Raw genomic sequence first — 21,486 nt, forward strand, 5'->3', positions numbered from 1 at the left:
AAGAGCGCACCTTTGCCCACCCTGCAATTCCGAGCCCGGCCTAGCCCCGCGCCGCGATCGCCGCGGCTTCCGCGGCGGCGCGCTGCATGCTGGTCGACATCTCGTTGGTCACCGTGCTCTGCTCCTCGATCGCGGCGGCGGTCGAGGTCACGTACTCGCTGACATTGTTGATCGCCTGCTTGATCGAGCCGAGCGCGCTGACGACGTCGCCGGAGATGCTGTTGAGGCTGCCGATCTCCTGGCCGATCTTGTCGGTCGCCTGCTTGGCCTGGTTGGCGAGGCTCTTGACCTCGGAAGCGACCACCGCGAAGCCGCGGCCGGCCTCGCCCGCGCGCGCCGATTCGATCGTGGCGTTGAGCGCGAGCAGGTTGATCTGCCCCGTGATGTTGTTGATCATCTCGACGATGCCGCTCATCGCCTGCGCGGCCTCGGTGAGGCGCTGGGCCTGCGCGTCGGCGGCGCCGACCTGCTCGACCGCGCCCATCGCGGTCTCGCGCGACTTGGTCATGGCCTCGGAGATCTCCCGCACCGATGCGTTGAGCTCCTCCGAGCCGGCGGCGACAGATTCCATCATGCCCCGCACGCGCTCGTTGCCCATGCGGACCAGGACCTGCTTGGTGACGTCGGTGGCGTATTTCACGACCTTGAACGGCTTGCCGTTGAGGTCGAGGATCGGATTGTAGGAGGCCTGGATATAGACCTCCTTGCCGCCCTTGCCGATGCGCTTGTATTCGGCAGCCTGGTACTGGCCGCGATTGAGCGCGGCCCAGAACTCGCGATAGCCGGCGCCGTCGCGCTCGGAGGGCTCGACGAACATGCTGTGGTGGCGGCCCTTGATCTCGGCCAGCGAATAGCCGAGCGCGCCGAGGAAGTTGGCGTTGGCGGTGATGATCGTGCCGTCCATGTTGAACTCGATCACGGCCTGGGCCTTGTCGATCGCCGCGATCTGGCCGGCGAGATCGGCATTCTTCAGCTTCTCCGCGGTGACGTCGGTCGCGAACTTGACCACGCCGTACGGCTTGCCGTTTTCGTCGAGCAACGGATTGTAGGAGGCGAGGATCCAGACCTCGCGGCCGCCCTTGCCGATGCGCTTGAACTCGCCCGCCTGGTATTCGCCGCGGTTGAGCGCGGCCCAGAATTCCCGATAGGCCGGGCTGTTGCGATCGCCGTCGGCCACGAACAGGCTGTGATGCTTGCCCTTGATCTCGTCGAGCGAATAGCCGAGCGCCTTGCAGAAGTTCTCGTTGGCCGAGACGATGGTGCCGTCGAGATTGAACTCGATGACGGCCTGGGCGCGGCTGATGGCAGCGATCTTGGAGGCGTCCGTCATGCTGCGGATCTTCTTCGCGGTGATGTCGGTCGCAATCTTGGCGACCATCACCGTCTTGCCGTTGCCGTCGAGCACCGGATTGTAGGATGCCTCGATCCAGACCTCGTGGCCGTCTTTCGCGATCCGCTTGAACTCGCGCGCCTGATACTCGCCACGGTTCAATGCGGCCCAAAACGCCTTGTACTCGGCGCTGTCGCGCTGGTCGGCCGGCACAAACATCGAGTGATGCTTGCCCTGGATCTCCTCGAGACGGTAGCCGAGTGCGTCGAGAAAATTCTTGTTGGCCGTGATGATCGTCCCATCAAGATTGAACTCGATCATCGCCTGCGAACGGCCGATGGCATCGAGCCGCGATTGTGCATCAGTGTGGAATTTACGGCCGAACATCAGGAAATCTCCATCTCGAATTGAGCCGAAGGGGGATATGCTCGTCAGTATCGAGGAACTGATCGCGCAGCAGTGCTGACATATTCCAATCTGCGTCTCCCCCAGATCCGATTGGAAGGTCCGTCGCGATGGTCGGACAGCAACGAAGCGGGCGAGCAGCCTGATTCTTTACGGCAAAAGCTCGAACAAAGTTCTAATTTTACTGTCGGGAATTCGACGGGGGTTATCAGCATGTCAGCGCGAGGAGCCGCTGGAGCTCACACCGGAACAGTACGGCAGGACTTGAAATGATGGCGCTCATTCAACGGTTGATCCGAGCGGGCCACATCGGCTTCTCGCGACGTCGCGTCGCGCATATCCGTAGTCTCACGGCATCGGCCGCGTGCGGCGCAAGGCGCGCCGTCCTATTCTCCACAGCGTCAGATTCCATGCCACGCAGGTTGCGAGCGCGAGGCACAAGCCGGCGGCGGAGCCGAACCACACGACTGCAACGTGCAGGACCGCAATCGCCATGCCAAATCCGAGCAGGCCCCAGGCGGAGTTGGCGAGCACGGCAGCGGTCGGCGGTCCACCGATGCGCGGATGCAGGATGACCATGATGCTGGAGAACACCACGGGAAAGAGTGCAATGATGCCGCTGATGCGCGGGCCGACCCAACTCGATGTCGAAACCACGATGGCGACAAGGGTCGCAACCAGCGCAGCGCGCATCGGCACATCGTACCAGCGGCGCGTCACCAGCGGCATCTTCGCATGGCGATAGCGCGCGAGCAGTGGAATGCAGATGCCGAACGCGATCAGATTGGCGGCGAGCCCCGCGGCGAGCGACCAGTCGAACTGGCGGATGATCGAGGCCATCCCGATCCATACCGCGAAAGCGCTTCCGCAGCTCACCACGAGAGTGTGCCGCTGCGACAGCACAACGTAAGTGAGGCACATCAAGATCGTTGCCGCATTGACCGGCAGGCTCGCCAGCGCGCCCTGGGCGACGAACGCGGCGTCATGATCGATCGCAAGAAAGACGTAGGACGGCCCGGCCGAGACCGGCAGGGTCGCGATCAGCGCGCCGATCACGGGTCCCGAGCGTTCGGTGATGATCGATGCCGTCACCACGAACGCCGCCGCGATCGCCATGCGCAGGAGCAGGAAGAGGAGGAAGTGGAGGTCGAGGGACATTTTATCTGTCATTCCGGGGCGCGCGAAGCGCGAGCCCGGAATCCATAACCACAGGCCATGGTGGCTTAAGAGCTAGGAGCAACGACCGTCCGAAAATCCCGACGGCCGGGGATTATGGGTCCCGGGCTCGCGCCAAGCGGCGCGCCCCGGGACGACACCAATCGGTGGAATGACGACCTGCGTCTTACATCCTTTGCATCGACACCGAAACCTTCGGGCCGTTCTTGATGGTCTGATAGACCACGCAATACCGCTCGGTGAGCTTGAGCAGCAGATCGAGCTTGTCCTGCGGCGCTGACGTGTCGACCTCGAAGCGCAGGCGGATCTCGGCGAAGCCGACCGGGGTCTCCTTGTCGATGCCGAGCGTGCCGCGGAAATCGAGATCGCCCTCGGCATAGACGTTGCCGGTCTTCAAGGGCACCTCGATCGCGGTCGCGACCGATTTCAGCGTGACGCCGGCACAGGCGACCAGGGCTTCGAGCAGCATGTCGCCGGAGCAGAGCTCGAGGCCGGAACCGCCTGTGCCCGGATGCAGGCCGGCCATCGCGATAGCGCGGCCGGTCTCGACCTTGCACGCAATGCCTTCGCTATCGGTGGAGCCCTTGGCCTTCAGCGTGATCAGCGCAGCCTTGGGATCGGTCTTGTAGCGCTCCTTGATCGGGGCCTGCATCTGGCGCAGCTCTGCAGCGTCCATCTTGTTCTCTCCCGGGGATATCGACGAGCGGTATAGAGCGCGATTGGTTTTGTGTCAGCCCATGATTGGTGGAGGCAGTCATGACCAGCCGGGATCCAGGAGAAAAATCTGAGCACATTCATGACGTTACCCCAGGCGCCGATATCGGTATCGAAGCCGATTCATCTGCGTGGCGAAACTCGCCGGTCGTCCCTTGCGAATGTCTCGTGACAGCGCCTGTCACCTCTTATATCCGGTAAGACATGGACAGCGTCGCGACTGAGCAGAAGCCACAGGTGGACGAGCGCTTCGATACCGCGCGGATCACCGCCGCGGTCGATGCGCTTGCCGAGAAGCACGAGGGGCGCGAGGACGCGTTCCGCACGGCGATGGCGCTATTGCTCAAGGCGGAGCTGATCGCGGCGCGCGCCGCCGCCCAGGCGATCCTTCTGAAGGACCGCCACGGCCGCCGCTGCGCCGAGCGGCTGTGCCACGTGCAGGACGAGATCATCCGCATCCTGTATTCGGCCGCGACGCGCCATCTCTACCGCTCGCCGATCCCGAGCGGCGCCGAGCGCATGGCGGTGGTGGCGACCGGCGGCTACGGCCGCGGCCTGATGGCGCCGGAATCGGACATCGATCTGCTCTTCATCCTGCCCTACAAGCAGACCGCCTGGGGCGAGCAGGTCGCCGAAGCCATTCTCTATTGCCTCTGGGACATGGGGCTGAAGGTCGGCCACGCCACGCGATCGGTCGATGAATCGATCCGGCAGGCGCGCGGCGACATGACCATCCGGACCGCGATCCTGGAGACGCGCTTCCTCACCGGCGACAAGCCGCTCTATGACGAGCTGGTCGAGCGCTTCGACAAGGAGGTGGTGCAGGGCACCGCGTCCGAATTCGTCACCGCAAAGCTCGCCGAGCGCGAGGAGCGCCACCGCCGCGGCGGCCAGTCGCGTTATCTGGTCGAGCCCAACGTCAAGGACGGCAAGGGGGCCTTGCGCGACCTGCACACACTGTTCTGGATCGCCAAATACGTCTACCGCGTCCGCGACACCCACGAGCTGGTCGGGCGCGGCGTGTTCGACGCGCAGGAATATCGCACCTTCCGCCGCTGCGCCGACTTCCTCTGGTCGGTGCGCTGCAATCTGCATTTCTACTCTGGTCGCGCCGAGGAGCGCCTCTCCTTCGATCTCCAGCGCGAGATCGCGATACGTCTCGGCTACACCTCGCATCCGGGCATGCAGGACGTCGAGCGCTTCATGAAGCACTACTTCCTGGTCGCCAAGGAAGTCGGCAACCTCACCGCCATCCTCTGCGCCAAGCTCGAGGACCAGCAGGCCAAGCCCGCGCCGGTGCTGAGCCGGGTGATGGCGCGGCTGCGACCGAGCGCAGTGAAGCGGCGCGTCCCCGACAGCGACGACTTCGTCGTCGACAACAACCGCATCAATGTTGCCGCGCCCGACGTGTTCAAGCACGACCCGGTCAATCTGATCCGCATCTTCCGCCTCGCGCAGAAGAACAACCTTGCCTTCCATCCGGATGCGATGCGCGACGTGACGCGCTCGCTCGGCCTGATCAATGCGGGCTTGCGCGAAAATCCCGAGGCCAACCGGCTGTTCATGGAGATCCTGACCTCGGACAATGCCGAGATCGTGCTGCGGCGGATGAACGAGACCGGCGTGCTCGGTCACTTCATCCGCGCCTTCGGCAAGATCGTCTCGATGATGCAGTTCAACATGTATCATCACTACACCGTCGACGAGCACCTGATCCGCTGCATCGGCTTCCTCCAGGACATCGAGCGCGGCGGCATCGAGGAGTTCGCGCTGGCGAGCGACCTGTTCCGCAAGATCCGGCCCGAGCACCGCGCGGTGATCTACATCGCAACGCTGCTGCACGACGTCGCCAAGGGCCGTCCCGAGGACCACTCCATCGCCGGCGCCAAGGTGGCGCGGCGGCTCTGCCCGCGGCTCGGCTTCAGCCCGGCCGACACCGAGCTCGTGGCCTGGCTGATCGAGGAGCACCTGACGATGTCCACGGTCGCGCAGTCGCGCGACCTCTCCGATCGCAAGACCATCGAGAATTTCGCTGCCGTGGTGCAGTCTGTGGAGCAGATGAAGCTCTTGACCATCCTGACCACCGCCGACATCCGCGGCGTCGGCCCTGGCGTGTGGAACGGCTGGAAGGCGCAGCTCTTGCGCTCGCTATACTACGAGACCGAGCCGGTGCTGACCGGCGGCTTCTCAGAGGTCGACCGCGGCAAGCGCCTCGCCGCTGCGCACGCCGAATTCCGCATGGCCTTCGCCGAATGGCCGAACGACGAGCTCGACGCCTATATCGGCCGGCACTATCCGGCCTACTGGCTCAAGGTCGAGCTGCCGCGCAAGATCCGGCACGCCCGCTTCGTCCGCTCCAGCGAGCAGGCCGGCCACAAGCTCGCGATCAATGTCGGTTTCGACGAGGTGCGCGGCGTCACCGAGCTGACGATCTTCGCCGCCGACCATCCCTGGCTGCTGTCGATCATCGCCGGCGCCTGCGCCTCGGCCGGCGCCAACATCGTCGACGCCCAGATCTACACCACGACCGACGGCCGCGCGCTCGACACCATCTCGATCTCGCGCGAATACGACCGCGACGAGGACGAGGGACGGCGCGCCACGCGCATCGGTGAGATGATCGAGGACGTGCTGGAGGGCAAGCTGCGCCTGCCCGAAGTGGTGGCGCGGCGCACCGTGCGCAGCAAGGCGAAGCCTTTCGTGATCGAACCAGAGGTGACGATCAACAACCAATGGTCCGATCGCTACACCGTGATCGAGGTCTCCGGGCTCGACCGGCCCGGCCTGCTCTACGAGCTGACCACCGCGATCTCCAAGCTCAATCTCAACATCGCCTCGGCCCATGTCGCGACCTTCGGCGAGCGCGCGCGCGACGTGTTCTACGTCACCGACCTCCTGGGCGCCCAGATCAACGCGCCGACGCGCCAGGCCGCGATCAAGAGCGCGCTGACCCATGTGATGGCCGGCGACAAGGCGGTGCAGCCGGCGGCTTGAACCAGCCTCGCAATCCCAAAAGGCTCAGCCGCAATGACTGATTACCTTCCGGTCGAATCTTACATAATCCAGCGCCTCGAACAGGGCGGATGGCGTGTGATCGAACGGCGCGCTGACCTAACAGACATTCCGATCGCCGACTTTGTTTCGCTTCGAGACGCAGAGGAATGGGTTGACTGGAAACAGGGGGATCCGCGCATTAACCCGAACAGCATCTGAGCTGCGCGTCAAATCTCCACCCCCTCGTGCCGCAGCAGCCATCTCTTCCGCTCGAGGCCACCACCATACTTCACCAGCGAACCGTCCGCTCCGATCAGGCGATGGCACGGGAGCACCACACTGATCGGATTTGAGCCGTTGGCGTGGCCGACGGCTCGTATCGCCCTGGGCATGTCGATCTTCGCGGCGAGCGCGCCGTAACTCATCGTGGTGCCGGCGGGGATCTGCGCGAGCGCGGTCCAGACTTTTTGCTGGAACGGCGTGCCGGCGATACGCCATGCGATGCTCTGGAGCTGACCGAGATCACCGTCGAAATAGCGCGAGAGTGCGGTCCGCATGTCCGACGGCGCAGGCTGATCACGCAGATCCACTGTGCCATAGTGCAGGCGCAGCAGATCGCGCATGCGGTGCTCATAGTCTTCCCAGTCGAGCGCGCGCAGCTTGCCCTCGGCATCGGTGACGAGCAGCGCAATCCCGATCGGCGTCGCCAGGTGGTCGAGACCGAAGCGTTCAGGCACCTTGGTTGATCGAGCGGACATTGCGGCACCAGCAATCGAAACACATCGATCGCACTTGCCACGGCGGCCGTGCTAACGTCCACCCGAAAGCTGATGCTTTTGGGGGAGCTCACCTTGATCCTGATCGCCAATATCCTGGTGGCGCTGGTCGCGGCGCTGCACGTCTTCTTCCTCGTCCTGGAGATGTTTCTCTGGGACAAGCCGCTGGGCCTGAAGGTGTTTCGGAATTCGCCCGAGAAGGCCGAGATCACCAGGGTGCTGGCCGCCAATCAGGGTCTCTATAACGGCTTCCTCGCGGCCGGCCTGGTCTGGGGCCTGTTCCACGGCAACCCGGCCTTCGCATTCCAGATCAAGGTGTTCTTCCTGCTCTGCGTAATCGTGGCCGGCGCCTATGGCGCGGCGACCGTCAGCACGCGGATTCTGATCGTGCAGGCGCTGCCGGCGGCAATCGCGCTGATTGCGATGTTTCTCGCCTGAGACGCTACGGCACAGCGCCGCGATCCTTGCGCTGCGGCGAAGCTTCCTCCACAATCTTCGGCAGCGATGGCGACCGTTGCAATCAACGGAGAAAGACCATCGGCCGATAATTCCGTCAGGAGGAACGTTCCAATATGAACAATCGCAGAGCCTTCCTAGCTGCCACGGCGGCGTTCGCCCTCGCAGTCTCGACCAGCCAGGCCCTCGCCCAGAAGAAATACGACACCGGCGCAAGCGACACCGAGATCAAGATTGGCCAGACCGTGCCGTTCTCCGGCGCCTATTCGGTCTACGCCAATATCGGCAAGACCCAGGCCGCATATTTCAGGATGATCAACGATCAGGGCGGCATCAACGGCCGCAAGATCAACCTGATCCAGTATGACGACGCCTATTCGCCGCCGAAGACCGTCGAGCAGGTGCGCAAGCTGGTCGAGGGCGACGAGGTCCTGTTCACCTTTCAGCTGATCGGCACAGCCGCGAACGCCGCCGTGCAGAAGTACCTCAACGGCAAGAAGGTACCTCAGCTGCTGGCCTCGACCGGCGCCGCGCGCTTCAACGATCCGCAGAACTATCCTTGGACCATCGCTTACAATCCCAACTATGTGTCCGAGGGGCGGATCTACGCAAAATACATTCTCGCCAATCACCCCAACGCCAAGATCGGCGTGCTCTACCAGAACGACGACATGGGCCGCGACTATCTTGCCGGCCTCAAGAGCGGCCTCGGCGACAAGGCCAACATGATCGTCGGCGAGGTGTCGTATGAGGTGACCGACCCCACCGTCGACTCGCAGGTGGTGAAGCTGAAGTCGATGGGCGTCGACCTGTTCTATAACGCCTCGACGCCGAAATTCGCGGCGCAGGCGATCAAGAAGCTTGCCGATCTCGGCTGGACGCCGGTGCACATCCTCGACATCAATGCGAGCCCGATTTCGGCGACGCTGAAGCCGGCAGGCCTCGACATCTCCAAGGGCATCATCTCGACCAATTACGGCAAGGAGCCGAGCGACCCGCAGTGGAAGGACGATCCCGGCGTGAAGGCTTTCTTCGCTTTCATGGACAAGTATTTCCCGGAAGGTGACAAGCTCAACACCATCAACACCTACGCCTATTCGGTCGCCGAGCTCTTGGTGCAGGTCTTGAAGCAATGCGGCGACGATCTGACGCGTGCGAACATCATGAAGCAGGCCGCCAATATCAAGGGCTACACGCCGAGCCTGGCGCTGCCCGGCATCAAGATCAACACCGGGCCGAACGACTACCGCGTCAACAAGCAGATGCAGATGATGAAGTTCAACGGCGAGCGCTGGGAGCTGTTCGGACCGATCATCGAGGACACCGGCCCGTCGGGCTAGAACGCATCTGCTTCTGCGACGTCATGCCCGGGCTTGTCCCGGGCATCCACGTTCTTGGGGCGTCAAGGAAGCCGTGGATGGCCGGGTCAAGCCCGGCCATGACGATCGAGAGAGCCTCCTACTTGGCGTTCAGGTCGGTATCTCTCCAAAGTTCTTCCCGACCGGCAGCACGGCGTGCCGGATCAGCCGCGAATCCTCCACCGCGGCCTGGCGGTGCTTCACCGCCTCACGATAGACGGGGTCGCGGATCATCTCGACGAAGGCGGCGACGGTTGGATATTCGGCGATGAAGCAATGGTCCCAGCGTTCCTCCTGCGGGCCGATCAGCATCAGCTCGAATTTGCCCTGCCAGACGATGCGGCCGCCGAGCCGTTCGAACACCGGGCCGCTTTCTCGGCCATAGGCCGCATAGGCTTCCGCGCCGCTGGCCTTGCGGCCGTCGGGATAGGCCGCCTCTTTGCGCAGGCGCACCAGGTTGAGCATGTGGATCGGGCCCGGCCGATCGTTCTCCCGGAATTGCGCGAAGATCTCCTTGGTCGGATCGATATGGCCCATGGCGCTCCCTCATCTTATTGATACGAGCGATCCTAGCCTTGCGGCCCCGGAAGCGGAACTGCGGCCGGCGAATGCCGCATCTCCTAATCGTGCGTTAACGCCGGGGTAACCCGGCCTTAAACAGCGACCGCTAGCGTCTCGGCGGGGCGGGCTGACCGGGCGTTTTGCGTATGGCGTGGGGAAAGAAAAAGGGTGCGCGGAAGGAGCCGCTGTTCGGCTTGCCCGCGGCGCTTGCCGATCTGCGGCTCACCCCGGCAGACCGCGTTCCCGGCGGCGACGACAAGCCGAAGAAATCCGCGAAACCATCCGCCAAGCGCAAGAGCGAGGATGCCGGCACCGAGCCGCCGCGCGAGCGCAAGGCGCCAGCCGGCCGCAGCGGCGCCAAGCGTCGAGCGAAGTCGCGTGGCGGGTTCGGTCTCGGCCGCCTGGTCTATTGGGGCGCGGTGCTGAGCCTGTGGGGCGTCATCGCGGTGATCGGCGTCGTGATCTATGTCGGCGCGCATCTGCCGCCGATCCAGTCGCTGGAGATCCCGAAGCGCCCGCCAACGATCCAGATCGTCGGCATCGACGGCAGCATTCTGGCCCAGCGCGGCGAGATGGCCGGCGCCAATGTCGCGCTGAAGGATCTGCCGCCGCATTTGCCGAAGGCGTTCATCGCGATCGAGGACCGCCGCTTCTATTCGCATTTCGGGATCGACCCGGTCGGCATCCTGCGCGCCCTCGTCACCAATTTGCTTCATCGCGGCGTGTCGCAGGGCGGCTCGACCTTGACGCAGCAGCTCGCGAAGAACCTGTTCCTGACCCAGGAGCGCACCATTCAGCGCAAGCTGCAGGAGGTGGAGCTCGCGATCTGGCTGGAGCGCAAGCATTCCAAGGACGAGATCCTGGAGCTTTATCTCAACCGCGTCTATTTCGGCTCCGGCGCCTACGGCGTCGAGGCGGCAGCGCAGAAATATTTCGGCAAGTCGGCGAAGGCCGTGACGGTCGCGGAAGCCGCGATGCTGGCCGGCCTCGTCAAGTCGCCGTCCCGCCTTGCCCCGAACCGCAATCCGGAAGGTGCCGAAGCGCGGGCCCAGATCGTGCTCGCGGCGATGGCGGATGCGAAGTTCATCACCGACGCGCAGGCGAAGGCCTCGATCGGCCATCCCTCCTACAACGTGAAGCCGGCCGGCGCCGGCACGGTGAACTATGTCGCCGACTGGATCGGCGAGGTGCTGGACGATCTGGTCGGGCAGATCGACGAGAGCATCAAGGTCGAGACCACGATCGATCCGAAACTGCAGAGCGTGGCGGAAGCCGCCATCATCGACGAGCTCGCGGCCAAGAGCGTGAAGTTCAACGTCAGCCAGGGCGCGCTGGTGGCCATGACGCCCGACGGCGCGGTGCGCGCCATGGTGGGCGGGCGGAACTATTCCGACAGCCAGTACAACCGCGCGGTCACCGCAAAACGTCAGCCGGGCTCCTCGTTCAAGCCGTTCGTGTACCTGACCGCGCTCGAGCAGGGGCTGACGCCCGACACCATGCGCCAGGACGCGCCGATCGAGGTCAAGGGCTGGCGTCCTGAGAACTACACCCATGAATATTTCGGCGCGGTGACGCTGACCCAGGCGCTGGCGATGTCGCTCAACACCGTCGCGATCCGTCTTGGCCTCGAGGTCGGGCCGAAGAACGTGGTGCGCACCGCACACCGCCTCGGCATCTGCTCCAAGCTCGAGCCCAACGCCTCGATCGCGCTCGGCACCTCCGAAGTCTCCATGGTCGAGCTGGTCGGCGCCTATGCGCCGTTCGCCAATGGCGGCCTCGCCGTGGCGCCGCATGTCGTCACAAGGATCAGGACAGTCAGCGGCAAGCTGCTCTACATGCGCCAGGCGGAGGAGCGCAACCAGGTCATCGACCCCCGCCATGTCGGCATGATGAACGCGATGATGCGGGAGACGCTTGTTTCGGGCACTGCCAAGAAGGCGGAGATCCCGGGCTGGCCGGCGGCGGGCAAAACCGGCACCAGCCAGGATTATCGCGACGCCTGGTTCATCGGCTACACCGCGAGTCTCGTCACCGGCGTCTGGCTCGGCAACGACGACAACTCGCCGACCAAGAAGGCGACCGGCGGCGGCCTGCCGGTCGAAGTCTGGTCGCGCTTCATGAAGGCCGCGCACGAGGGCGTGCCGGTGGCGGCCTTGCCGAGCTCACCCGGCGGCTGGGGCCTGTCGAACCTCGCGCAGGCGGCCTCGCAGGTGTCGCCGCCGACGCCCGCGGCACCGCCACAACCGAACGCCGGCGGCTATCGCCCGCCGCCTCCGACGCGCGCCAATGTCCGGCCGGAAGCGGCGGCGGGGCTCGATGGCTGGCTGATGGATCGGCTGTTCGGCGGGAATCGGTAGTTGTGGGTTAGGACCCTTCGGGCCTCAAAGCACAAACTGCGAAAACAACCCCATGCACAGTAGAAGACGAGGTCCGGCGCGATGCGCGCTGGATGCTGCGAAGCGGTTGATGCGCCGGGATTAATCAGGCAAGCGGCGCAATCGTCGCGAAGTGTGGCGAGAATGGAGCGGTGATGCCTGCCCACTCTCTCCTGTCATTCCCCGCGAAGGCGGGGAATCCAGTACTCCGAGGCATCGAGATTCATAACGGCTGCTGCGGCGTACTGGATCGCCCGCCTTCGCGGGCGATGACAGCGCTGAGAGCGCGGCCTGATCTGCGAGGAACTAATCCTCGACGCCATACCGGTGCAGATCATTCCCGTACGTGTCGAGCCACTTCTTGGCGCGCTCCATCGACGGGCAGACCTTGCCGCAGACGCGCCAGAAGCGCGGCGAGTGGTTCATCTCGACGAGATGGGCGACTTCGTGCGCGGCGAGGTAGTCGAGCACGAAGGGCGGGGCGAGGATCAGCCGCCAGGAGAACGACAGCGAGCCGGCCGAGGTGCAGGAGCCCCAACGGCTGGACTGATCGCGGATTGAGAGGCGCTTGACCCTGACCCCGAGCTCGGCCGCGTAGACCTCCGCCGAGCGCTGCAGGTCGCGGCGCGCCTCGCGCTTGAGGAAATCGCTGACGCGCCGATCGACATGCTCGAGGCCGCCAGCGACGCAGAGAATGCGCTCACCGCTGTCACGCACCTCGGTCCACACCGTGCCGCGGGTGCCGGCGCGATGAACGATGCGATGCGGCGTCCCGCGCAGCGGTATCACCGTGCCCGGCTGGAACGGTGCGGCCTTCGGCAAGCGGCCGAGGCGCGCTGCGATCCACGCACCGTGACGCTGTGCGAAGTCCTTGGCCTCCGCAAGCGTGCCGCGCGGCGGCATGGTGAGGATGGCTTCGCGGTCGCTCGGATGGATTCGGAGCGTGTAACGGCGCGCGCGGCGGTGCCGGCGCAGCCGAATCGCAAAAAATTGCGATCCGTGGGTGATGACGAGGGTCTTCGGTTCGTGGGGCCTACGATAAAGGAGTGCGCGGGTGGCCATGTCTGTCAGTCCGGGGGGCAGGAGGGCGCCCGGATTCTGCCATAACCGCCGCCATGGGAAGCGCTCGGCGCAAAAACAAATCATTTGCCCAATATACAGCGGTCAGGCGTCCGGGAGACCCTACAGACTGGGGTTGGAACCGGCTTTTTTCGCCCCCGCTGGACGCATGCAACACCCCCAAGGGGTGAGGGCAGACTCACTCCTATAAAGCTACCTAAATACCGCGAATCTGGCGTGGAGTTGCGCCCGCCGGAGGCCGCGACAGGGGCCGAAATTTCGACGGGAAAGCCGAAATTCGAGGTTATTCAGCCGCAAGCGCCTGCAACGAAGCAGGATTCGCAGCCGAAACCATGAAGTCATGAATCCGTGGCACGATCTCCGATTTGAAACGCGATCCATTGAACACGCCGTAATGTCCGACGCCCTTCTGGACGTAATGAACGCGGCGATGATCGGGAATCGCGCTGCACAATGTGTGCGTCGCCTCGGTCTGACCGAGACCGGAGATGTCGTCGTTCTCGCCTTCGACCGTCATCAACGCGACGCGCTTGACCTTGGAAGGATCGACGCGGGTTCCGCGATGGGTCATCTCGCCCTTCGGCAACGAGTGCTTCACGAACACGGTGTCGACGGTCTGCAGGTAATACTCGGCCGACAGATCCATCACCGCGAGATATTCGTCGTAGAAGTCGCGATGCTTGTCGGCGAGATCGCCGTCGCCCTTCACCAGATGGGCAAACAGCTGCTTGTGGGCATCCATGTGCCGGTCGAGATTCATGCTGATGAAGCCGTTGAGCTGCAAGAATCCTGGATAGACGTCGCGCATCATGCCCGGATGCGGGAACGGCACTTTGGTGATGACGTGGTTGCGGAACCAGTCGATGCCGCGCTCCTGGGCGAGATTGTTCACCGCGGTCGGATTGCGGCGGGTGTCGATCGGGCCGCCCATCAGCGTCATTGAGGTCGGCACGAACGGATCGCGCCGCGCTTCCATGATCGAGACCGCCGCGACGACGGGCACGGAGGGCTGGCACACCGCCATCACGTGGGTGTTGCCGCCGAGCACATGCAGCATCTCGATGACATAGTCGATGTAATCGTCGAGATCGAAGCGGCCTTCGCTCAAGGGCACCATGCGGGCATCGGCCCAGTCGGTGATGTAGACCTCATGCGCCGGCAGGAAGGCTTCGACCGTGCCGCGCAGCAGCGTCGCATAATGGCCGGACATCGGCGCCACGATCAGCACGCGCGGCTGCGGGCTGCGCAGCGGACGGGCGAACTTGCGGTCGAAGTAGAGCAGCTTGCAGAACGGCTTTTCCCAGACCGAGCGGATCTCGACGGGGACGCGGATGCCGTTGACCTCGGTGTCGTTGAGACCCCATTCCGGCTTGCCGTAGCGGCGCGTGGTGCGCTCGAACAATTCGCAGGCCGCAGCGACCGACTTGCCGACCTCGGTGCGCGACCAGGGATTGAGGGGGTTCTGAAACAGCAGCTTGGTCGCGTCGGTGACCGCACGCGCCGGATTGAGAGAGGCGTGCGCCATCTCGTACATCCAGTACATCGGCGTCGTCAGGACCGGACTGCCTTCTGCCGCCAGGGGCGGTGCGCCGCCGAACTCACCAATAGGCATCGTCATATTCCTCTTCGCATCGCAGCATACTGCCGAATGCGTAATATTGCGTCAATGCATGGTTCCGTACATCTACGTGCCGAAAACCGCCAAATCAGCGTGAATCCACGGGAAAGTGACTTTATTCACCGCCCGACAGCAGCGAGCCGTGCCGCTTTGCGCTGCGCAAAAGGGCAAGGAATGCCCCAAAAGATGCAACCAAAAGGACGGCGTTGATGAGCAACGCCTCCATCATCAGATCGCTCCTAAAGGTCTGCTCGATCAGCAGCGCGCGCATTCCCTCGAAGGCATAGGTCGGCGGCAACGCCCAGGCGACGTATTGCAGCCAGACCGGCAACACGCTGACGGGATAGTAGACGCAAGCAAGCGGCAGGATTGCGAACATCAACGTCCAGACGATGCTCTCGGCGCCGAGGCCGTTACGCACCACGAGGCCGGAGACGAAGATGCCGACGGACCAACTGGTGAAGATCAGATTGCAGAAGAACGCGATCAGGGGCAGGCCGAGGGCATAGATGTTGAAGTGAAACAGGAACAGCGCGAGCAGGGTCATCGGAATGATGCCGATCGCAAGCCGGATCAGGCTCATGACCATGAGCGCCAACAGAAACTCGATCGGCCTCAAGGGGCTCATCATGAGATTGCCGAGGTTGCGCGCCCACATCTCCTCCAGGAACGAGATGGAGAAGCCGAGCTGGCCGCGGAACAGGATGTCCCAGAGGATGACGGCGCCGATCAGCGTGCCGCCGGCGCGCGCGAAGAAATTGGCGTTCTCGGCGATGTAATACTGGAGAAAGCCCCAGGTGATGACCTGCAGCGCCGGCCAATAGAGCAGCTCGAGCAGCCGCGGCCAGGACGACAGCAGCAGATACCAATAGCGCAGGATCATCGCGCCGATGCGGTGGAGCGAGATGCCGCGGTGGAGGGAGAGCTCGGTCATGGCCGTACCCCGTGGCCGGGATGGAAAGTGTCATCCCGGGGCGCGACGTAGTCGCGAACCCGGGATCCATAATCACAGGATTGAATTTGGCGAAGACTCGGATTTACCAGTCTCGCCTCACAGCTGCCGCCTGTAGTTATGGATTCCGGGCTCGCGCTCCGCGCGCCCCGGAATGACGTCGCTCCATTGAAGTTACGATTACAGCTCTCCCTCACCGCACCGCCTCCTTCGCGCCGTTTGCCCTGCCGCGGGCGACGTCCAGAAACACCTCCTCCAGCGTGGTGCGGTTGTAGCGGGCCATGATCGCCGCGGGCGTGTCGTCGTCCTCGATGCGGCCGCGCTTCATGATGATGACGCGGTCGCAGAGCCGCTCGACCTCGAGCATGTTGTGCGAGGCGAGGAGAATGGTGGCGTTGTTGTCCCGGCGATACCGCTCCAGATGCGCCCGCACCCAATCGGCGGTATCAGGGTCGAGCGAGGCGGTCGGCTCGTCCAGCAAGAGCAGCTCCGGCTGGTTGATCAGCGCCTTTGCCAGCGCAACGCGGGTCTTCTGCCCGGCGGAGAGCTTGCCGTTGGCGCGGTCGATGAAATCGCCGAGGTCGAGATCGGCGGCGAGCCTGGCAATGCGGTCAGCGAGGTTCTTCACCGCATAGAGCTTGCCGAACACGGTGAGGTTCTGCCGCACCGTGAGCCGCATCGGCATGTCGACATAGGGGCTTTCGAAATTCATCCGCCCCAGCACGGACGCACTCTCGTCCGGCATCTCGTGACCGAGCACCTGCACGCGGCCGGAGGTCGGCAGCACCAAGCCCATGATCATCGCGATGGTCGTGGTCTTGCCGGCGCCGTTGCCGCCGAGCAGCCCGGTGATGCTGCCGCACGGCAGCGAGAAGGAGATGTCGTCGACGGCGCGGGTCTGCTTGTAGACCTTGACGAGGTGATCGACGGCAATTGCCGCGGACGAATCTCGATCCGCGACAGTCGGCCGACTTGAAGCCTTGCCATTCTCGGTCATGCTGGCCGTTCTTCTGCTATTGCATCGGCGAGCGCAAGGCTCGATGTAAGGGCTCCTCACCGGGCGGTTCCGTCAGCCCGGCGTCCGTGACCTTGGAAGGCGCCGCCACATTGGCCGATATGACCAAAATTGCCGATTCCGACTTCCATCACGCGCAGCGGCATATCCGGCTGGACACGATCCTGCGGCTGCGCTGGCTGGCGGTGCTGGGGCAACTCGCCGCGATCTTCATCGTGGCCCAGGGGCTGGAGTTCAACGTCGAGATCATTCCCTGCGTCAGCATCATCGCGCTCTCGGCGGCGCTCAACCTCGCACTCCAGACCGCAGCCAATCCGATGCAGCGGCTGGAGCCGATGCAGGCGGCCGGCCTGCTCGCGCTGAACATCGTCGAGCTGGCCGGTCTGTTGTTCTTCACCGGCGGACTGCAGAACCCGTTCTCGTTCCTGTTCCTCGCACCCGTGCTGATCTCGGCCACGGCGCTGCCGGCCCGTTTCACCTTCGGCCTCGGCCTGCTCGCGGTGGCCTGCGCGTCGGTCCTGTTCTTCTTCCATTTTCCGCTGCCGTGGGATTCCGAGGATCCCCTGGTGCTGCCGCCGGTCTATCTCGTCGGGGTCTGGCTTTCGATTGCGCTCGCGATCGGCGTCACCAGCCTCTACTCGTTCCAGGTGACCGAGGAGGCGCGCAAGCTTGCGGACGCGCTGGCCGCAACCGAACTGGTGCTGACGCGCGAGCAGCACCTGACCCAGCTCGACGGTCTTGCCGCCGCGGCCGCACACGAGCTCGGCACGCCGCTCGCGACGATCTTCCTGATCTCGCGCGAGCTGGAAAAGACGGTGAAGGAGCCAAGCATCGCCGCCGACCTGAAGACCTTGCGCGAGCAGACCCAGCGCTGCCGCGACATCCTCAGCAAGATCACCCAGCTTTCCCCCACCGGCGCGCCGTTCGACCACATGAAGCTGTCGGAGCTGATCGAGGAGGTGGTGGCGCCGCATCGCGATTTCGGCGTCGAGATCAAGGTGCGGATCGCGGTGGCCGCGGCGGCGGAGCCGGTCGGCTCGCGCAATCCCGCCATCCTCTACGGCATCGGCAACATCGTCGAGAATGCGGTCGATTTCGCCCGCACCACCGTCGAGGTGAACGCCTGGTGGAACCAGGACCATATCGAGCTCGTGATCTCCGACGACGGACCGGGCATTCCACCCGATATCCTCAACCGGATCGGCGAGCCCTATCTGTCGCGGCGACGCCCCCAGGATGATGGTGGCGGCGAACGGCGCGGCCTCGGCCTCGGCGTCTTCATCGCGCGCACCTTGCTGGAGCGCACCGGCGCGAAGGTCTCGTTTACCAACCGAATCTTTCCGGACCATGGTGCGGTGGTTCAGATCACATGGCCGAGACAGCGTTTTGAGGCTATCGAGACGCTCGAAGAAACAATAGGATAGCCGCGACCTTGCGTCGCACAACGGGGCGGGTCGACCATTTGCCGCCTTGGCACCGCGCGATTGCGACGCCATATGTCGATGCGCTGGAGAGAGGAAACAACCTTGAACGCCATTGCCGACCTGAACGAACAGACCGACCGCTCGCTGCTCATCGTTGAAGACGACAAGCCATTTCTGGAGCGTTTGTCACGGGCCATGGAGAGCCGCGGCTTTTCGGTGACATCATGCGACACGGTCTCGGACGGGCTTGCGCAGATCGGCAAATCGGCGCCGGCGTTCGCGGTGGTGGATCTGCGGCTCGGCGACGGCAACGGCCTCGACGTGGTCTCGGCGCTCAAGAAGAAGCGGCCGGATGCGCGCGCGATCGTGCTGACCGGCTACGGCAACATCGCCACTGCGGTGACCGCAGTGAAGATGGGCGCGATCGATTATCTCTCCAAGCCCGCGGATGCCGACGACGTCGTCGCCGCACTGCTGTCGACCAACACGGACAAATCCGAGCTGCCGGCCAACCCGATGTCGGCCGACCGCGTCCGCTGGGAGCACATCCAACGCATCTACGAGATGTGCAACCGCAACGTCTCGGAAACGGCGCGCCGGCTCAACATGCATCGGCGTACCTTGCAGCGGATCCTGGCGAAGCGCGCGCCGAGGTAGCGGTCTCGTAGGGTAGGCAAAGGCGCGAAGCGCCGTGCCCACGTTCTCTATTTCGATCCTGATTAATTTTAATTGGTGGGCACGCTTCGCTTTGCCCACCCTACGACACTGCGTAGCCCGGATGGAGCGCAGCGTAATCCGGGATTGGCGCGACGGGCTGCAATTGTCCCGGATTGCGCTGCGCTCCATCCGGGCTACGAAGTCAGCCTACTCCCAGAAATCCGCGTGGCCCTGCGGATCGACCAGGCGATTGATCCGCAAGGCCGCCGCCATCGCGAACCGCACCGTTATCTGCTTGCGGGTGGCGGCGGCGAGCTTGTGCTCCGGTGCCTCGCAATGCAGGTGCGCGCCGTAGGCGTCGGCGACGATCAAGCCGGTGTCACCGGGGAAGATCTCGCAGGGCAGATCCTGCGTGAAGGCGAAGAACAGCCGGTCGCAATGGGCGCGGTATTCGTGCCATTTCTGATCGGCACGCAGATCCTCCACCGACGACTTGATCTCGACGATCCAGATCTCGCCGCGCTCGTTCAGCGCGACGAGATCGGCGCGCCGGCCCGACGGCAGCGGCAATTCGCTGATGCAGGAGAAGCCGAGCGAGCGCAACAGACGCGCGGTGCCGCGCGCGATCGCCAGCGCCGTCTCCGACTGGCGACGATCCGGCGGCGGCACGAGTGTGATGCGGGCGGTGTTGTCCATGGCGGGAGAATAGCCGATTCCATCCCGCCCGTCATTCCGGGACGCGCGCAGCGCGAGCCCGGAATCCATAACCACAGGGAGACGTGTGGGGCAAAGCGGGCAACTCCGAGTCGTCGCAAAACTTCTTCCTGTGGTTATGGGTCCTCAGATGCGCAATTGCGCATCATAGCTCGCGACTTCGTCGCGCCCCGGGACGACAGTTAGGCGGGCGCCGCCACCACCACGCCCTCGTTGCCGCGCAGGTCCAGCACGCCTTCGATCTCCTCACCTTCGCGATCCAGGAACGTCGACAGCAGGATGCTGCTGCCGAAACGGATCGCGCTGCTGGTCACCGCGACCGGATCGGGGCCGAGATTGAGCGCGACGATCACGGCCTTGCCGCCGGCCGCGCGGCGATAGATCAGCAGATCGCCTTGCGCGGCGATCGGATGATAATCGCCCGTGACCAGCGGGGGGCAGCTCTTCCGCAAGCCGATCAGGCGCTTGTAGAGATTGAGGATCGAACGCGGATCGGCTTCGAGATTGGCGACATTCTCGCGGATGTGATCCTCCGGCAGCGGCAGCCACGGCCTTGCTTGCGAAAAACCTGCGAAGTTCGAGGAATCCCATTGCATCGGCGTGCGGCAGCCGTCGCGGCCGACACCGATGCCGGGGACGTTCTTCTCGAAGGGATCGCGCACGTCCTCCGGCGCGATCGCGAGCTGGTGCATGCCGATCTCGTCACCGTAGTAAAGCGTCGGCGTGCCGCGCAGCGTCAGCAGCAGCATGGCCGCGACGCGGGCCTGCTCGGGCCCGACGCGGCTCGCGACGCGCGGACGATCGTGATTGCCGAGCACCCAGTTCGGCCAGGCGCCGCGCGGCAATGCCTTTTCGTAATCCTCGATGATCTTTTCGATCGAGCGGGCGCTCCAGAACGTCGAGAGCAGCGCGAAGTTGAACGGCATCTGCGCGCCGGTGAGATCGTTGCCGTAATAGGCCACGAGCCGGTGCAGCGGCAGATAGATTTCGCCGATCAAGACGCGCGCGCCATAGGAATCGGTGACGCGCCGCATCTCGGCGATAACGTCATGCACCTCCGGCTGGTCGGTGGAATATTGCGTGAGGATTTTTTCGTTCGGCGGACGGCCCTCGACGTAGTGCGGATTGGCCGGATTGTCGCGGAATTCGGCGTCCTTGATCAGGTGCCAGATCACGTCGACGCGAAAGCCGTCGACGCCCTTGTCGAGCCAGAACCGCATCACGTCGTAGATCGCTTTGCGGACGTCCGGATTGCGCCAGTTGAGATCCGGCTGCTGGGCGAGGAAGGCGTGGTAGTAATATTGCCCCGTGATCTCGTCGAAAGCCCACGCGCTGCCGCCGAACTCGGACAACCAATTGTTCGGAACGCCGCCGCCTGGCGCCGGATCGCGCCAGATGTACCAGTCGCGCTTGGGATTGTCGCGCGAGGACCGGCTCTCGGTGAACCAGGGATGCAGGTCGGAGGTGTGGTTCGGCACGAGATCGAGGATCAGCTTCAGGCCATTGTCGTGGGCGGCCGCGAGCAACGCGTCGAAATCGGCCATCGTGCCGAACAGCGGCTCGATGCCGACATAGTCCGAGATGTCGTAGCCGAAATCGGCCATCGGCGAGGGAAAGATCGGCGACAGCCAGATCGCATCGACGCCGAGCGATTTGACGTAAGGCAGCCTCTTGAGGATGCCGGCGAGATCGCCGACGCCGTCACCGTCCGAGTCCTGAAACGAGCGCGGATAGATCTGATAGAAGATGCCGTCGCGCCACCAATTCTCGTTGTCGTGAGCCATGCCGAAGACCACCCAAATCTGACGCCTTGCGCGGGAGAACGCGACAGCAACGCCCCGGTTCAAATTGGCAGGCCAATTGGGACGGCCGTGTGACGGT

Annotated in this window: 18 protein-coding genes; 7 read left to right on the plus strand and 11 right to left on the minus strand. The window is 64.1% G+C overall.

The window, feature by feature from the left end; translation table 11 throughout:
- Window positions 1-40 precede the first annotated feature (40 nt).
- The 3 genes from I6F37_RS31060 to I6F37_RS31070 form a co-directional block, all read right to left on the minus strand.
- The gene (locus I6F37_RS31060; protein WP_225153620.1) at window positions 41-1,717 is read right to left on the minus strand and encodes a PAS domain-containing methyl-accepting chemotaxis protein; all 1,677 of its coding nucleotides are present in this window, start codon (window positions 1,715-1,717) and stop codon (window positions 41-43) included.
- 366 nt (window positions 1,718-2,083) lie between these two features.
- Window positions 2,084-2,893 carry a hypothetical protein gene (locus I6F37_RS31065; RefSeq protein ID WP_036002311.1) on the minus strand — a complete coding sequence of 270 codons (810 nt, stop codon included), beginning with the start codon at window positions 2,891-2,893 and terminating at the stop codon, window positions 2,084-2,086.
- Between the two features lie 184 nt (window positions 2,894-3,077).
- Window positions 3,078-3,587: an OsmC family protein gene (locus I6F37_RS31070; RefSeq protein ID WP_036002314.1), complete on the minus strand. Its 510-nt coding sequence runs from the start codon at window positions 3,585-3,587 to the stop codon at window positions 3,078-3,080.
- A gap of 242 nt (window positions 3,588-3,829) precedes the next feature.
- Here I6F37_RS31070 and I6F37_RS31075 point away from each other — a divergent pair, with 242 nt between their 5' ends.
- Entirely contained in the window at window positions 3,830-6,619 is a 2,790-nt protein-coding gene (locus I6F37_RS31075) for a [protein-PII] uridylyltransferase (RefSeq protein WP_225153622.1), read from the plus strand.
- A 33-nt stretch (window positions 6,620-6,652) separates the two neighbouring features.
- Window positions 6,653-6,838 (plus strand): hypothetical protein, encoded by a 186-nt coding sequence (locus I6F37_RS31080; RefSeq protein WP_036023964.1) that lies wholly within the window; start codon window positions 6,653-6,655, stop codon window positions 6,836-6,838.
- An 8-nt stretch (window positions 6,839-6,846) separates the two neighbouring features.
- Here the strand turns inward: I6F37_RS31080 and I6F37_RS31085 are convergent, their stop codons facing one another.
- Window positions 6,847-7,377: a methylated-DNA--[protein]-cysteine S-methyltransferase gene (locus tag I6F37_RS31085; RefSeq protein WP_036023966.1), complete on the minus strand. Its 531-nt coding sequence runs from the start codon at window positions 7,375-7,377 to the stop codon at window positions 6,847-6,849.
- A 72-nt stretch (window positions 7,378-7,449) separates the two neighbouring features.
- Between I6F37_RS31085 and I6F37_RS31090 the strand changes: the two genes are divergently transcribed.
- Window positions 7,450-7,833 (plus strand): DUF1304 domain-containing protein, encoded by a 384-nt coding sequence (locus tag I6F37_RS31090; protein ID WP_081494490.1) that lies wholly within the window; start codon window positions 7,450-7,452, stop codon window positions 7,831-7,833.
- A gap of 134 nt (window positions 7,834-7,967) precedes the next feature.
- A complete protein-coding gene (locus I6F37_RS31095; RefSeq protein ID WP_225153624.1) occupies window positions 7,968-9,191 on the plus strand; it encodes an ABC transporter substrate-binding protein in 1,224 nt (407 codons plus the stop codon).
- 129 nt (window positions 9,192-9,320) lie between these two features.
- On the opposite strand, the gene I6F37_RS31100 is transcribed toward I6F37_RS31095, so the two are convergent.
- Window positions 9,321-9,746 (minus strand): DUF1330 domain-containing protein, encoded by a 426-nt coding sequence (locus tag I6F37_RS31100; RefSeq protein ID WP_036002330.1) that lies wholly within the window; start codon window positions 9,744-9,746, stop codon window positions 9,321-9,323.
- A 170-nt stretch (window positions 9,747-9,916) separates the two neighbouring features.
- On the opposite strand from I6F37_RS31100, the gene I6F37_RS31105 reads away from it, so the two are divergent.
- Entirely contained in the window at window positions 9,917-12,127 is a 2,211-nt protein-coding gene (locus tag I6F37_RS31105) for a transglycosylase domain-containing protein (protein WP_225153626.1), read from the plus strand.
- Between the two features lie 324 nt (window positions 12,128-12,451).
- Here I6F37_RS31105 and I6F37_RS31110 read toward each other — a convergent pair whose 3' ends face one another.
- The 4 genes from I6F37_RS31110 to I6F37_RS31125 form a co-directional block, all read right to left on the minus strand.
- Entirely contained in the window at window positions 12,452-13,291 is an 840-nt protein-coding gene (locus I6F37_RS31110) for a M48 family metallopeptidase (protein WP_036023974.1), read from the minus strand.
- Between the two features lie 217 nt (window positions 13,292-13,508).
- Window positions 13,509-14,837 (minus strand): polyhydroxyalkanoate depolymerase, encoded by a 1,329-nt coding sequence (locus I6F37_RS31115; protein WP_025033269.1) that lies wholly within the window; start codon window positions 14,835-14,837, stop codon window positions 13,509-13,511.
- Window positions 14,838-14,958: 121 nt separating this feature from the next.
- Window positions 14,959-15,777, minus strand: a complete 819-nt coding sequence (locus tag I6F37_RS31120; RefSeq protein ID WP_036002338.1) for an ABC transporter permease — start codon at window positions 15,775-15,777, stop codon at window positions 14,959-14,961.
- Between the two features lie 211 nt (window positions 15,778-15,988).
- Complete coding sequence (locus I6F37_RS31125; protein ID WP_036002341.1) at window positions 15,989-16,792, minus strand: ABC transporter ATP-binding protein; 804 nt, start codon at window positions 16,790-16,792, stop codon at window positions 15,989-15,991.
- 119 nt (window positions 16,793-16,911) lie between these two features.
- Here I6F37_RS31125 and I6F37_RS31130 point away from each other — a divergent pair, with 119 nt between their 5' ends.
- On the plus strand, window positions 16,912-18,234 hold the full coding sequence (locus tag I6F37_RS31130; protein WP_109142077.1) for an ActS/PrrB/RegB family redox-sensitive histidine kinase: 1,323 nt from the start codon (window positions 16,912-16,914) through the stop codon (window positions 18,232-18,234).
- Between the two features lie 102 nt (window positions 18,235-18,336).
- Entirely contained in the window at window positions 18,337-18,891 is a 555-nt protein-coding gene (locus I6F37_RS31135; protein WP_036002403.1) for an ActR/PrrA/RegA family redox response regulator transcription factor, read from the plus strand.
- 207 nt (window positions 18,892-19,098) lie between these two features.
- Here I6F37_RS31135 and I6F37_RS31140 read toward each other — a convergent pair whose 3' ends face one another.
- Both I6F37_RS31140 and I6F37_RS31145 read right to left on the minus strand, forming a co-directional pair.
- Complete coding sequence (locus I6F37_RS31140; protein WP_225153628.1) at window positions 19,099-19,587, minus strand: MmcB family DNA repair protein; 489 nt, start codon at window positions 19,585-19,587, stop codon at window positions 19,099-19,101.
- A gap of 200 nt (window positions 19,588-19,787) precedes the next feature.
- Window positions 19,788-21,389, minus strand: a complete 1,602-nt coding sequence (locus tag I6F37_RS31145; protein ID WP_225153630.1) for an alpha-amylase family glycosyl hydrolase — start codon at window positions 21,387-21,389, stop codon at window positions 19,788-19,790.
- Window positions 21,390-21,486 lie beyond the last annotated feature (97 nt).

Origin of the sequence: Bradyrhizobium sp. NBAIM08 (assembly GCF_020193935.1) — a bacterium.
Lineage (GTDB): Bacteria > Pseudomonadota > Alphaproteobacteria > Rhizobiales > Xanthobacteraceae > Bradyrhizobium > Bradyrhizobium yuanmingense.